The following is a 14162-nucleotide window of genomic DNA, read 5'->3' as shown; positions in this document are numbered from 1 at the left end:
CGCTAACTCACTGTAATGAGAAAACTCGGAGAGGAAACGGCGCCGGAATTAAGCGACGCGTTGCCACTGAGGGCGCTCGGGAAGGCCGAGGTAAGGCAGGGGAAGTTCGAACACAGTAGACTGATGGTGCATCACTGCCAATGGCAATGGCGATGGTTCAGGGTTCCATGATGCCAAAGCGAACGAACCATGATGATTGCACGATGCGCAATCGGGATGAGCCGTGACTTTCTTGGCGGGAGTGGATTTCTCTGCATCCGCGACAACGTTGCCAGGCTTGTGTTCGTGCTGATGGTGGCCGAAGTGGCGGCTGGCTTTTCCAGTTTCATGCTGGCAATAGGCGCTCACCACTCCCCAGCTCAGCTGGAGGGCGAATGCAATCGTCAACATATAGATGAGCCGTTTAACCATGGGGAAAATTATACATCTAAAACTTCAGAGTAGTGTCCACGTATCGACATGGTTAGAGGTGCCGGATGGCTACTTCGCTTTTTGGCGTCTGGCCTTACGTGCTTCCCAGGTCTTGCCGGATTCGCTCCGTTTCTGAGGGCGAATTGTTTTTTTCAACACCCAAGGCAAAGATCCTATGGCGACAGTGATGACGATAGAGCCCCAAACCAGGATAGTCGTTAGCTCGTCATATATATTTCCTACCGCCATAACATTCTTCTCCACTAACCATCGCTGCCGCTACATTAGAGGCCATTCTAACGGCGCGTACATGGCCGTGCAAGTTGTCACATAACCCACTGCCATTTGCTCGCGAAGCTACTGACGAGGCCACCAGACAAGAGCATAGTCGGGCTCTGGCAGTACTGCTTGGGTATGCTAAGCACACATATGGGTGACCTTTTTATTACTTTTTCTGATCGCATACTACTTCTGGCCTTATCCCGACTGAACTTGTTTTACGGACTCGTTGTGGAGTTCTTGTCTGGACTGAGCGATCACGGTGCGTGCGGCTGTAAGTCCCAAGCCAGCCATTACAGCAGCGACGACCAGGTCGGGCCAATTTGTGCCGGTTCCGAACACCCCCAACGCGGCGAGCATGACCGCGACGTTGCCGATTGCGTCGTTGCGCGAGCAGATCCAAACCGAACGCATATTGGCATCACCGTCGCGGAACGCATACAACAGTAGCGCCACGGTGCCATTCGCTACTAGGGCGGCAAAGCCGATCATGCCCATCGTCGCTGGCTCTGGGGCGGTGCCGGCCGTGATACTCCAGGCCGCCTTTGCCAGTACGAAGATGCCGTACGCGCCCATCATGGCACCCTTGAGCATTGCCGCGCGCGAGCGCCAAATCGTTGCCATGCCGAGCACGAATAGCGAGAGTGCGTAGTTGGCGGCATCACCGAAGAAGTCGACTGAATCGGCCAGCAGGGAAACCGAGTCGGCCGATAGGCCACCCACCAACTCGACACCGAACATCGTGCCGTTGACCAGCAAGGCTATCCATAAAACACGTCGGTAGCGCGAATTCACCGGCGGCTTATTGGATGCGCAAACGCTACCGCAACAATTTGACATGGTCACTTCTCCTTTGTTCGTTCCCCCATTTGACACCTTGTAGCTACTACAAGGTCAAGCGAATTATTCATGGGCGCGGTCACGTGCAGAAGGAAATAGTCCGTCCAGGATTCGACAATCGGCCACCATCCCCCCCTTGCAGGAGGTACGTAACGATACCAGTTGCGCTTTGAGCGCAATCAAGTCGGCGATCTTTGCTTCGATTTCGGCAAGGTGCTGGTCGGTGAGCAGATCAACGGTGCTGCAGTCGCGCTCGCGCTGTTCGGTGAGCGCCAGGAGTGAGCGTACCTGTTCAATAGGGAATCCCAACTCGCGCGCCCGGCGCACAAAGCCCAATCGCGCCACATCGGCCGCGCCATACTTGCGGTAGTTTCCTGATGACCTGGGCGGCGCCTTCAGCAGTCCGATCTTCTCGTAATACCTGATCGTTTCGCTGTTAGTCGATGTGGCGCGCGCCAGTTCACCTATGCTTAGTGATGCGTCCATCGAGGCCTCCGGGTGAAGTGAAGAAGTGAAGATGTGATCTTATAGTAGGCCAGTGCTAGTCAGAACAATTTGCTTTGGGCGCGTCGCTTCCGCATGATAGGCAAGCAGGAGTTGAACCAGTCTTCGTCATAACGAAGCAACCATCGAAGCGATGTTGGGGCTGCGCGGAAGAAGCGGCTACGGGTGGCCACAGATTCGGCTGAGATGAAGTCCAGGCAGGTCTGGCGATGATGATCCCTTATAGCGTTTTGCTGTAGCGTCCCGTCGAATGGTGTGAAGTCATTCATGGTGGTCTCCCACATGCATCGCTGCTGAAAGGCTTCCCAGGTGCCGAACAGCCAGTCTATCAAAAGCAAGTTGTGAACTGCTGAAAGCGGGCCTTCAGGATGGAGCAGGTTTCGCTGCAAGATATCAATTCCTTTGGAGGATAACGCTGCGGCGTAGTCCGGGTGGCGTGCCAGGAAACCATAGCGGTGGTTGATTTCCTCAACGAACTGAACCCTTCTTAGCTTGCCAGTTGCAGTTAATAGTCCCCTGTTCGCTAAGCCGCTAAACAGCGCGGACCGATTGGTTCCAGTTGTCGCCGGAGGGTGTCTATCTTCAAGAACATCGATGCCGAGCGTTGTCAGCCGTACCAGGTCCATTTGGTTTGAGGTCAGTTCTTTGCCGCCAATGGCGGTGAGGCCGATGGTCTGCTCCGGTAGTACGAAGCGCTTGCCCAGTTCGAGGTGGGATGGCATGGCGATTGTGAGAAGGGAGCCGTGAATGGGGCAGACGAAGCTTGTTGGCAGATGGTGCGCGCGGCGCCAGATTGAAGTTGCATGGGACGCCAGATCGTTCTTCATGCAGCGCTGACAGATACGCCATCTTCCCGTCGATCCATTCGAGAGCGTGGCAAGGCCATATCCAGCATGATCAATGGGGTCAGGGCGGGAACCTTTTCGCCAGGGAGGGCAGCCAATGCGTTCAAAGAACAGCGCCATTGTCGTGTCCTGGAGAACAGTTGGCGGATCGCCGAAGATATTCTGCGTAGCGGCGCAGAAGTGTGGCAAGTGGACAGGGAAATCTGATACCCGCATATTGGGCCAAAGGCCAAACAGGCTCCGGCAGGCATCGCGGTCGTTTTTTGCCGCATTCGCTAGTCGTATCCGGGCGGCGACGCTGTAAAGGGTTTCGTCGGGGCGCGCGATGGGGAAAGTATGGATCTCCATCGCAGCGCCCCGAAACGTTCGATATACAGCTTACACATCAGTCGGCAGGTTTGATTCGCCGGCGAGTCCGCCGATAGGCCCCCGTCGATCTGTGCGCAGCCGATATGCCCGGCCGGCCCTGTAGAACTCACGTTCTGGACAAGGTCCTTGCCAGCCTTTTTCAATGCCGCGCTCCCTAAGGATAGATTTGATGACCTGGATCGACCCGCCGCCACAAGGCGTGAAGTCCGAAAAATACTCCAGCACAGCCTTGGCTTTGTACGTTTCAAGCTTCGAGTGGACGACTATCTTGTAAATTGGCGTTTGCGGATCGTGAAGGCATTGCAACGTCCATAGCAGGCGCCTGGCATAAAAATGCCACAGGCCTTCCTCGTGGGTTTTGAGTGCGGCGACCGTCAAAGGAAACGCAGGCTCTGTCGGGTAACTGCGGCAGCTACCGGTAAGCGCCTCCGCCGTCTTTAACAACTGATTTTGGGTAACACGAACAGGCCTTCCATTCTCTCCGTAGAGAGCCAATGAGGCTTTGTTGATCGCCTGAGACCACTCGACGTCGATGCGATGGCTGCGCTCCCGCAGACGAACTGCTCTTGCCTCATCCTGCCGTTTCTTTGCAGCTGCGTTGGCCAGCCTCTTTTCTATCACTTCGCCAGCGTCTGGGCGCAGCTTTACCAGCCGCTTCATGCTGCCGAAGTAGTGGCGCCACAATTGCTGTACGTCATAGTTGTCGCGCAGCGCCAGGCTTACCAGTTCCTCGAGCAGTTCGTCCTCAGGTTGCTTTTCCGGTTCGGTTTTGTCGGAAGATGCTGGGACGCTGTTTAGGACGTGAGGCGGATCACCGAGCTCTGGTTTGGTGTTGATGATTGCGTCGGCTCGAGCGAGGAACAGCGTGGCGTTCCGAAACAAAAAATATGCTGCCATCAAGTGGCGAGTGAGCGGGGCTTCCACGGCAGAATGGGCGCAGAAAATGTTGAGCCAGTGTCCTGTTTTGCCAGCCTTGTACGCAGGGTCGATTGTAGCGAGTAACTCCTTCCCGAAATGCGCCTCGATTTTCCCAAACAACATTTTGTGATTGACACGCGAATTGCCCCATTGGCAACCGATTTCAATCGCACGATCCTTATAGATGTTGATCAACTGTTGGATACTCAGCCGGCGTGGACTGGCGGCCAAAAGCGCTTGCGCAAATTGCGCGAATTCGATTTCGACGTTGGAAGCCGCTCGCTGGCCAGATTGTGCATGATCGGCGATCGAATAGCCGCATTCGCATCCCATCCAAGCGGAAAGGATCAGTTGATTCGGTTGCGCGAATGGACACCCGCATGACGGGCAGCAATCGATAAGCTGCGTGGAATGTCTCCAGCAAGCCGTCACGCCAGGGATCTGGTGCGCGCGATGGATATAGGGACAGCCGTGCTCCCTCTCATCATCAATCAGGCATTGTGCGCACATGTGGGTGAGCCGGCTATCGCCGGTGATTCGGCGGGACAGTTCGACCAACGGGATACCTTGACGATCAGCATGCTTCGTGGCGGTTTTAGGGCCAAAGAACTGCTGAAAGAGCGGTAAGAGCGTACTGCTTCTTTGCATCTCCAATAGATTTTCCTGGGCTGAGCCTGGTAATTTTTCAGCCAGCTTGTCGAGGTTTTGTTGTACCAGACCTGTCAAGCTGAAAGGGAGTTTGCCAAAGAGCTGCTTGTACGTCGCGTACATTGTCGGCTGGCCGCGGCGGATATGGTATCGGCTGACGCGCGAGCCTATGGTTTCGTCGGGGAAGCCTGCAGGGAAGAATGGAAGTTGGGCTTCCGATTTTTGGGGCATCGCGTGCATGGTCATACTCCTTTGGGGGCGAAGCTCTTTTGCGGCTGGCTGTTACTCTGTAACTGCGCCAATCCACTGATCAGATGGTTTTGCAGGCCTTGTTTGCGCATGTCCTCCGGATCGAGGTCTGCGCGCGAAGCTGCGTTCTCGGCCTTCTCATTCGCTTTACGCGTTCGCTTGCCCAGCGCGGCTTCTCTTGCCTTTTGCGATGCAGGCTTGCGTGGTTTTTCTGGCTCTGGTGAAGGCTGCGCCGGCTCTGGTGAAGCTGGCGCTGACGCATTGGGTGCAGCCGCATGCAGTCCCCACCGCGAGGCGTAGCGTCGCCAAGGGATATCGTCAAATTGCTGAAGAAGGATGGGATTTTTATCTCGAAAGCCGGCGATCAAATCGCGCTCCTTGGTGCTGAAATCCGGGCCGTTGAAAGCTTGCTCCATATGTTCTTCCGTGACGAAGGGGCTTTCCTCATCCAGAGCGATGCGTTGCGAACAGGCGCGGATGCGTGCGGCATAGTCTCGGATGCCACCGCAGTACTTGAACAGGATGGCACCATCCTCATCCTGGATTGGAGACGGCTCAGGCATCACGTTGTAACGCCATAGCGCGGGAGCAAGCGTGTCCGTAAAGTCGGTCTCGTAAGATTCCAAAGGATGCATTTCAATACTTCCTCCAGAGCCGACACGTCGCATGTCTTGCGAAAATGAATCCAGTGCGTCCATGCCAAAGGGATTGCCCATTAGTACCAGCGGGATGCCGAAATTGAGCAGCCGCAGAAAGAATGTCGCGGCCAGGCCGCCGCGCGCACCGCCAGCAAAGTTTCGCCCTTGCAGCTCGTCTATCACCAGCACGCCAACGCCGTGATTAATCAGGATGATGCCCACCTGCACCGCGAGCTTTTCGTTGCTCAACCCAGTGATGCCGCGATCACGGGCATAGGTTGTGCCAATAGCTGCGTCGAGAGTAGTAAGAATTTGGAGCAGCAAGCCGCCAAGTGAGCCATCATGGCTCATGGCGACGTAGAGCCATGGCGCTTGTACCATGTGGTTCCAATCCGCACTAAGTGACTTCCCGTGCACTATGCATTGAGGTATGCGGGTAAGTGCCCGCAAGATTTCGTAGGTCTTCCCCGACCCGGTGATTCCGCAGATTCGTATTCCCTTCGCGTAGTTCGCAAGCCAAGGCAGCTGATCCAGTTCTTTACCGGCCCAGCGGGCCAATGACATCGTTTTCTGCTTATACGAAATTGATGCAGGATTCCTTGCTGTGTAGCCACGGCGAATCATGCGATACAGCCGAGTCGTCGTATCGATCGCCGAAAGCGTCGGCTCGAACATCTGATCCTGAAGGCGGTCAAGCAGGTCGTGCCGGGCCTGCATGTTGAGATTCTTGACGTCGACACCTGCCAGCGGCCAATTCGATAAGCGTCGTTCAAGGCCTTCGTCAGATAAATAAGCCTCCAGCGGTTCCAAAAATGGATTGTCATTGGCAGCCGATGTGGCTTTTTCTGGGGATTCGTGCATCAGAATTTCCTTTCAGCGTTGAAACGAGCGAGGCGATCTATGCGAATTTGAATCATGCGAGAGACGGCTGGCCGCGAATGTCCTGCCGCAGGCATAACAGGCGGTGCTACTGGCGGCTGCTGCGCTGGACAAGTTGGGGGCGAGCACTCTGGTTCGGCTGCGCGTCGTGCGGCATCATCGAGCTGATCTCGTTTTTCCTGTGCTTGCGCCGCGCGGACACTGGATGCTTTTGCGCTGGGCGCCTTCTGGTTGCCGAGCTCTGCCCGAGCACGTTTTTGTTTTTCTTTCGCATCAGCCTCTTCTTCTTGCCGAAATGATTGCTGATCAACGCCGTCTTGGTCGCGTTGGGATGCCTTGCTTACCCCATGTAGTCGTTCGGCATCGTTGAGACCGCACAGATCCGCTATTCCCCCTTCATTGATGAGAATCACGTCGTCTTTGATGTTGGGTATGACGTGCGCGCCGGCTTTGTCGAGCAAAATGATGTGTGAAAGATCGTCAGGATCGGCACGGACGTCGATATGGATTTTTCCGCTGGTCAAGGCATCGCGAATCAGCCCCGAGTGAGCGAGGTACTCGTGATTGAAGCGTGCACCGTGCAGGAGCTCCACGGCATTGCCGGTGTTTGGTCGATGCAGCAGCAAGCCGCCGCGTTGGATGCTGGCAGTAAAGCGCGGCAGCAGGTGAGCTCGCAGGAAGGTGGGCTCAACCGGCTTTCCTGCGACGTAGCCATTTAACTTCGCCCAGCGATAGATGGCGATTCTGGTGCGCGGAACGATCTTTCCAAGCGATGCAAACTCGCGCTGCATTTCTGTTGGCACCATATGGAGCGGCAGCTCCTGTTTGGTGTTGACCCAGTGTATCCAGAGCAGCAGCAGGCGAGTGTAGGCGAATCGAGAAATCAAGGCTTTGCTGATCGCCAGTGGCTCCCCACGCTTGGCCTGCTTCCCTTTGGTACTGCCGGTAATGTGATGGTCGAAACGGCGATGGCGCGTATGGTGGCCTGACTCCGATGGACTATTCCGGTCGGCTCTCCCGCTGGCGATGAACTCTATGCGAGACGTCAGTTGGTCGACCAGGGTTTCAATCCCATCTTTGCTGCGCAACTCGCCGTTGTCTGAGAGGTATTTGGAGAAGAACATGGATGGAAAGTCTTCCGGTGGAAGATCTAGCCCGTACCGGCTGAGCAGAGAGCTTTTATCTGTCGCGGCCCGGAGTATCGCCATTTTTGCATCGTCGGTCCCTATGCCTCCTATACCGATATGCCATCCCAGATATAGTCCGAGCCATGCGTCACGGACGAAAAGACCACGGCCTACACCAATCGGCTGAAGTGGATTTCCGCAGGCGACAAAATTGACGTCAACTGGCGAGGCATCCAGCGAGCCCACCTGGCCGATAGTGAAGATGCCGTCGCGTGCGGTGCCGACCAGCGGCCGATAGTTGCGAGCCCACTCTCCCTCTCCCATTAGGCGCTGCGCTGCGCCGGCCGCGTCGGGAGCTAAGGGGCCGTGGTAGGCAAAGTTTTCATACGTAGGCCGTTGGTGACTGTCCAAAAGGATTGGTGTCAGATACCCGTGCTTCATCTCATGGCTCTTGCTGTAGTACATAGCGCTCATGGATAGAAATGCTTGCGTGATGGTTGTGCCTGGTCGGACGAATGTCACGTAGCCATCCTGGATGTTCAAGACGTCCGTGTCGGTAAGTATGAGTCCTGCTTTTTCTATGTCGCCGGCCTTGACCAGTGCGTTCTTGCGGCCCAGCTTTACGTTGTTCTTGCCGCGTCGCGGTACGCCGGGAGCGCCGGACCTGGTGATGGTATTGGGGAGTAAGGCGTTCTTCATGCAGCCGAACGCGTAATAGCGATGTAACGCGTCAAATACCTGGCCTGCGCTGACGTTCGCTGCTATTGCATGGTCTCTTACCAATGCGTCCAGGCAAGTAAGATCAGGAGGGCGCTTTCCAGTGCCGGCAGGGGCGGGAACAAGCTGCTCGATAAGTTTCCATTTGCGATCGCGCCGCAATTCGGAGGGGGACTTGTTGAGTTCTTCGGTACTGTCTTTGGTGAGGCGCATGGAAGGATGTGAGCGACGCAGTTCTTCGTCGCTGAGGTGCCAGTGGCTCGGCAGTATCAGTTCGGTTTGTTTTACGGCGGCCGTTTCGATCCAGAACTGCAGCTGCGAGAGCTTCACCAGGAAAAAGCCTTTGGCGTAGTAATTTTTCTGTTTCCGCTCCGGCGTTTCCCTTGGTGTGGCGGGAATGGGGATCACCGTGACCTGGTCTAAGTGCGGCATCACCTCCAGCACCCGATGTAAGCCGTTTAGAGGTGATTGATCGGAGGTCCCGATAATCACAAGGCCTGGTTCGATTACTGTCGGATTCATAGCCACGTCTCCCCAAAAAAATGCCTGCGCAAGTTGTCGCGCAAGGCCCTGCCACCTGGATGTATTGGGTACGAGCTGAGGTGGCGTACTGACGGATCGATATCGATGCTTTGCGTCCAGGCACAATGCCGGAACAGCAGCCATGCCTCGTCTGTCGTCAGCTGCAGTCTTCTCGCAGTAATGGCAACGGCCTCGTTGGCGGGCAGCTGTCGGCAGGCGTTAATCTCTTGAGCGAATGGGACCGCATTAGGTAGCAAGTGGGCGGCGCAATGCAAGGTAGATGCATCCAGCCACCATTCCAGCTGTCCGGCTGTGACCAGTGGAATCAATGCCGAGCTGGAGACGAAGTAGGAGCAGTTGATGCGTGCGGTGTAGCGGCGTTCGAGTTCCAGCCTCTCCAGTGTGCGCCATTTCACGTCATCGTTCGCCGACGTGAAGGGCTTGGAAGAAAATGCCGCCAATTTATACCCGCTAGGAAGCGCTGCCGTGGCCAGGAGATCAAGGCTGGCAACATAGGGCAGTCCGGTGCCAATCTCGTACCCATGATCAATACCGGCCTCTTTGGCTATGTCGAGCAATCCCGGCGCCCAAGGTCGTATGACGTCGGGGGCTCCGTGAGTACCGTCAAGGGGATGAGGATGGCGGAGCGGCCAAAGTGGGAACTGCTCCCTCACATCTTTCACGCCCAACCAGATCAGCAGCAGCGCGGTATGGAACTCTCCCCTGGAGAAATAGTGGGCGGGGCGGCCCAGCGGCGGCATCCATGACGGAACCTGATTTGATATGGGGGATGGATTTTTGCGACGGAGGGTCAGCCATGGCAAGTAGCCGTTGCCATGCCCCATGCCATGACCAAGGAGTATCCGCTCGCACAGCTTTTCGTAAGTCATCCCCTTTTGACGGGGCTTTGGCACCGGCTCCGTGGGCAGCGCAACGGCATCTGACAGGTCATCAACATGACCGGTATGGCCGACGTTTTGTGAGGCTCCCGACATGAACCGCTCCATTTCTGGTTATGGTTGCCGCATGCAGTGGTGCTCAGAGGTGCTGAAATCGCCGAAGGAGGCGAGAAAGATCAAAATTAAGAAATAGTAACTCCATTAATTGGAGATTTTTTGTGGCCGCAAGTATGTCTGTCGCTCCGAAGGTGGGGCGATGGAGCGCAAAAAAGCTTCCGGCAGCAGAGGGGGGGCTATCCGCTGCAGGCCCGAGGTTGCAAGGATTACTCGCTCACACTCGAGTCAGGTTCAAATGTGCGCCTTGGCACCCGTGCCGACTTCGGTGGCGCGGTTGATAACATCGTCGGCATCTGCAACGCCATCTGTATCAACTCCACCTGGGCCGGATGCAGCGCATCGATCTGTCGCCTCAGCTCATTAAACATCTTGTACATCTCATCCGACGACTCGCTGGGCAAGGTGATCTTTCGCTGCGACTCGTCGAGTGCCGACAGTAATCGCCTTGTCCAGTGCTCGTCGAGTTGCAAGCGCTCTGTAAGGCGCTCTATGAATTCGACGGACGGAGGTCCCTTGGTCCCAAGTTCTATAGCGGAGATGTAGCTTTGCTCGTAACCCAGCTTGGCCGCGAAATCGGCCTGCCTTAACTCACAAAATATGCGCAACTCCCTAAATGCCGTTGAGAAAGGACTCATATACTATTCTTGGAACTAGTAACAACTAGTGATAGAACTATTATGGACATCATTTTTCCTTTGTCAACCCGAAAATCGTTAGGAATCGCCCGTAGTGGGTGGTCGGATTTTTTCGCTTGCTGGGTGCGGAATTTCATTCAAGTTTCTATTACTCCGGCGATCTTGCCTGTTCAAGTTTCTATTACTCTGTTCAAGCTTCTATTCCGACGTAACACGCAGGGTAAGTCTTGACTGCCAGATGTCTGACGACTAAGATTAATGACTCAAAAGTAAGTAGTTATCAGACCTATGCAAGCCCCGACTGACACCAAACCGCGCTGGGAACGGCGCAAGGACGCCCGGCCCCAGGAATTGCTGGAGGCGGCGCTGGAGCAATTTGTCGAGCGCGGCTTCGCCGCCACCCGCCTGGAGGACGTGGCGCGCCGCGCCGGCGTCTCCAAAGGCACGCTCTATCTGTATTTCGAGAACAAGGAAGAACTGTTCAAGGCCGTGGTGCGCGCCACCATCGGCCAGGCCATCGTCCAGGCCGAGCTGGACCTGGCCGCCTCGGACGCCCACAGCAGCGTGCTGCTGAGCGAAATGCTGATGCGCTGGTGGGGCCAGGTGGGCGCCACCAAGCTGGCCGGGATTACCAAGCTGATGATGGCCGAATCGGGCAATTTCCCTGAACTGGTGCGCTTCTACGAGGACGAGGTGGTGGCGCGCGGCAATGCGCTGATCGTGCGCGTGCTCGAACGCGGCCTGGCGCGCGGCGAGTTCCGCCCGCACGATCCGCAGGTGCTGATGCCGGTGCTGAGCGCCCCGGTGCTGATGCTGATGATGTGGAACCACGCCTTCCTGCCCTGCGGCGGCGGCGCCAGCATCGACCCGGACCAGTATATGGCCGCCTTCCTCGACCTGGCCTTGCGCGGCCTGCGCCCGGACGGCGCCGCCGGCGTGCCATAAAATTAAGCAGCCCGGGGCGGTTTTTGCGCGTTCAGCCCCCCGAATCTGCAGACTGTCGCAATTTCCCTCAGTCCGTCGCCGATGTCGTTAATATGCCGTCCTGACCAGTTCAACGATAAAATGACGGATTATTTAATCCTTCACCGAGTTTAAAGATGAATATCGAACAAGCCCGCTTCAACATGATCGAACAGCAAATCCGCCCATGGGACGTCCTGGAACTGGACGTGCTGGACCTGCTGAACGTGGTCAAGCGCGAGAACTTCGTTCCCGCCAGCCATAAAAACCTGGCCTTCGTCGACACGGAAATCCCGCTGGGCAACGGCTACACCATGCTCACGCCCAAGCTGGAAGCGCGCATCCTGCAGGACGTGCAGCTGAAAAAACACGAAAACGTGCTGGAAATCGGCACCGGCAGCGGCTACATGGCCGCGCTGCTGGCGCACAAGGGCCGCCACGTCACCACCGTCGAGATTTCGCCGGAACTGAAGGCGCAGGCCGAGCAGAACCTGGCCGCCGCCGGCATCACCAACGTCACCGTGGAGCTGGGCGACGGTTCGCAGGGCTGGGCCAATGGCGCGCCGTTCGACCTGATCGTGCTGTCGGGCTCGGTGCCGCTGCTGCCGGAAGCCTTCCTGCAGCAAGTGAAAGTAGGCGGCCGCGTGTTCGCCATCATCGGCGAAGCGCCTTCCATGTCGGGCGTGCTGGTGACCCGCACCTCGGACGGCTACGAGCAGAAGAAATTGTTTGAAACCGACGTCAAGCCGCTGCAAAACGCCGCCAAGCCGTCGCAGTTCACGTTCTAAACCGGACGGGAGCGCCGCATGCAACATATTACTGCGCTGGAACTGGCCGACTGGCTGGCCGACGAAGCGCGCCCCAGCCCGTTTCTGCTGGACGTGCGCGAGAACTGGGAATACGAGACCTGCCATATCGCCGGCTCGACCCTAATGCCGATGAATTCGATTCCGGCCCGCATCGACGACCTCGATGAGGACGCGGCCATCGTCTGCATCTGCCACCACGGGGCGCGCAGCATGCAGGTCGCTGCCTTCCTGGAGCGCAACGGTTTCGGCAAGATCACGAATTTGACGGGCGGCATCCATGCCTGGGCTGTGCAGGTCGACAGCGCCATGCCAAAATACTAATTGTTATGATTCCACGGAGAACGCAATGCAGAAACCCTTAATCGCCTTGCTGATCAGCAGCGCACTGTTGACCATCAACGCACAGGCGGCCGACCTCATCCAAGTGTACCAGCAGGCGCTCGCCAACGACGCCACGTATGCCAGCGCACGCGCTGCACTTGCTGCGGGTCAGGAAAGGACGACGCAAGGGCGTTCCCAGTTGCTGCCGGTTATAGGCCTGGGCGGTTCCAGCACCAAGATCACCGGCGACTTCGAAACCAAGTCCAGCGACGCGATCTTTGGCCCGGAAAGCGGCCCACGCGACAGTTCGCGCAACCAGTGGTCGCTGTCGCTGTCGCAGCCGCTGTTCCGCTGGGACCGCTGGGAATCCTACCAGCAGAGCAAGCTGTCGCAGGCCGTCAGCGAGACCGTGTTCGCACAGGCCCAGCAGGACCTGATCACGCGCGTGGCGCAGGCTTACTTCGACGTGCTGACGGCGCAGGACAATCTGTCCTCGACCCAGGCGCAGAAATCGGCCACCACCGAACAGCTGGCCTCGGCCAAGCGCAACTTCGAGGTGGGCACGCAGACCATCACCGACACGCACGAAGCGCAAGCGGCGTATGACCTGGTGGTGGCGCAGGAGTTCGCCGCCATCAACGACCTGGAAGTCAAGCGCAACGCGCTGCAGCAGATCATCGGCGCCGCGCCGGCCTCGCTGTCCACGCTGCGCAGCGGCGTGACCATCGCCGCGCCGCAGCCGGCCGCCATCGAGCCGTGGATCTCGTCGGCCGAGCAGCAGAACTACTCGGTGATGGGCGCGCAGCTGAACCTGGAGATCGCCAAGCGCGACATCAACCGCAACCGCGCCGGCCACCTGCCGACGCTGGACCTGGTGGCCAGCAAGGGCCGCGACAGCGTGACCGCCTCCGGCATCACAAAGACCAACAGCATCGGCGTGCAGTGGAACGTGCCGCTGTTTAACGGCTTTGCCGTGACCAGCAAGGTGCGCGAATCGATCGCGTTGGAAGACAAGGCGCGCAACGATCTGGAGGCGACGCGCCGCGCCGCCGCGCAGAACGCCCGCACCGCCTACCTGGGCATGAACAGCGGCTTGGCGCAGGTGCGCGCGCTGGAAGCGGCCGAGGTGTCGAGCAAGTCGGCGCTGGATTCGAACAAGCTGGGCTACCAGGTTGGCGTGCGCATCAACATCGACGTGCTGAACGCGCAGCGCCAGCTGTACTCGACCCAGCGCGACCTGTCCCGCGCCCGCTACGACACCATCATGAACGGCCTGCGCCTGAAAGCGGCGGCCGGCACACTGAAGGAAGCGGACCTGGTGCCGATCAATGAATTGCTGGTGAAGTAAAGGAACCGGGGCCAGTCCCCGGTTTTTTTTCGCCGCAGGGCCGCTTGCACGGCGGGTTACGCACGGCTGCGCCGCGCTAACCCGCCCTACGCAGTCGGCGGCAAATTTCTGGCGCATGCGTGGC

13 protein-coding genes are annotated in these 14162 nt (G+C 57.5%); 4 read left to right on the top strand and 9 right to left on the bottom strand.

Annotated elements, in window-relative coordinates; translation table 11 throughout:
- Positions 1 to 48 precede the first annotated feature (48 nt).
- From KT882_RS29125 to KT882_RS29085, 9 genes are all read right to left on the bottom strand, one after another.
- Positions 49 to 411, bottom strand: coding sequence for a hypothetical protein (locus KT882_RS29125; RefSeq protein WP_228893937.1), 363 nt, complete (start codon positions 409 to 411; stop codon positions 49 to 51).
- A gap of 477 nt (positions 412 to 888) precedes the next feature.
- Positions 889 to 1449, bottom strand: coding sequence for a cation transporter (locus KT882_RS29120; protein WP_407682026.1), 561 nt, complete (start codon positions 1447 to 1449; stop codon positions 889 to 891).
- 144 nt (positions 1450 to 1593) lie between these two features.
- Positions 1594 to 2016 (bottom strand): MerR family transcriptional regulator, encoded by a 423-nt coding sequence (locus tag KT882_RS29115; protein ID WP_228893936.1) that lies wholly within the window; start codon positions 2014 to 2016, stop codon positions 1594 to 1596.
- A gap of 59 nt (positions 2017 to 2075) precedes the next feature.
- Positions 2076 to 3227 carry a TniQ family protein gene (locus KT882_RS29110; RefSeq protein WP_228893935.1) on the bottom strand — a complete coding sequence of 384 codons (1152 nt, stop codon included), beginning with the start codon at positions 3225 to 3227 and terminating at the stop codon, positions 2076 to 2078.
- A 30-nt stretch (positions 3228 to 3257) separates the two neighbouring features.
- A complete protein-coding gene (locus tag KT882_RS29105) occupies positions 3258 to 5054 on the bottom strand; it encodes a TniQ family protein (protein ID WP_228893934.1) in 1797 nt (598 codons plus the stop codon).
- Positions 5055 to 5056: 2 nt separating this feature from the next.
- Complete coding sequence (locus tag KT882_RS29100; RefSeq protein WP_228893933.1) at positions 5057 to 6562, bottom strand: ATP-binding protein; 1506 nt, start codon at positions 6560 to 6562, stop codon at positions 5057 to 5059.
- Positions 6562 to 8946, bottom strand: coding sequence for a hypothetical protein (locus KT882_RS29095; protein ID WP_228893932.1), 2385 nt, complete (start codon positions 8944 to 8946; stop codon positions 6562 to 6564). The genes KT882_RS29100 and KT882_RS29095 overlap by 1 nt, the downstream gene beginning before the upstream one ends.
- Positions 8943 to 9941 carry a PDDEXK family nuclease gene (locus tag KT882_RS29090; protein WP_228893931.1) on the bottom strand — a complete coding sequence of 333 codons (999 nt, stop codon included), beginning with the start codon at positions 9939 to 9941 and terminating at the stop codon, positions 8943 to 8945. The genes KT882_RS29095 and KT882_RS29090 overlap by 4 nt, the downstream gene beginning before the upstream one ends.
- A 227-nt stretch (positions 9942 to 10168) precedes the next feature.
- On the bottom strand, positions 10169 to 10597 hold the full coding sequence (locus KT882_RS29085; protein WP_228893930.1) for a helix-turn-helix domain-containing protein: 429 nt from the start codon (positions 10595 to 10597) through the stop codon (positions 10169 to 10171).
- 288 nt (positions 10598 to 10885) lie between these two features.
- On the opposite strand from KT882_RS29085, the gene KT882_RS29080 reads away from it, so the two are divergent.
- The 4 genes from KT882_RS29080 to KT882_RS29065 all read left to right on the top strand — a co-directional run bounded on the left by KT882_RS29080 (position 10886) and on the right by KT882_RS29065 (position 14038).
- The gene (locus tag KT882_RS29080; protein WP_161070912.1) at positions 10886 to 11542 is read left to right on the top strand and encodes a TetR/AcrR family transcriptional regulator; all 657 of its coding nucleotides are present in this window, start codon (positions 10886 to 10888) and stop codon (positions 11540 to 11542) included.
- Positions 11543 to 11697: 155 nt separating this feature from the next.
- Positions 11698 to 12348, top strand: a complete 651-nt coding sequence (locus KT882_RS29075) for a protein-L-isoaspartate O-methyltransferase family protein (protein WP_161070911.1) — start codon at positions 11698 to 11700, stop codon at positions 12346 to 12348.
- Positions 12349 to 12366: 18 nt separating this feature from the next.
- Positions 12367 to 12690, top strand: a complete 324-nt coding sequence (locus tag KT882_RS29070) for a rhodanese-like domain-containing protein (RefSeq protein ID WP_161070910.1) — start codon at positions 12367 to 12369, stop codon at positions 12688 to 12690.
- Positions 12691 to 12715: 25 nt separating this feature from the next.
- Positions 12716 to 14038, top strand: coding sequence for a TolC family outer membrane protein (locus tag KT882_RS29065; protein ID WP_161070909.1), 1323 nt, complete (start codon positions 12716 to 12718; stop codon positions 14036 to 14038).
- The last annotated feature ends 124 nt before the right edge of the window (positions 14039 to 14162 follow it).

The organism is Pseudoduganella aquatica (genome assembly GCF_020865585.1).
GTDB classification, from domain to species: Bacteria; Pseudomonadota; Gammaproteobacteria; order Burkholderiales; family Burkholderiaceae_D; genus Rugamonas; species Rugamonas aquatica_A.
The sequence above is the reverse complement of the archived record's forward strand: the minus strand, read 5'-3'. Positions and strand labels throughout refer to the sequence as shown.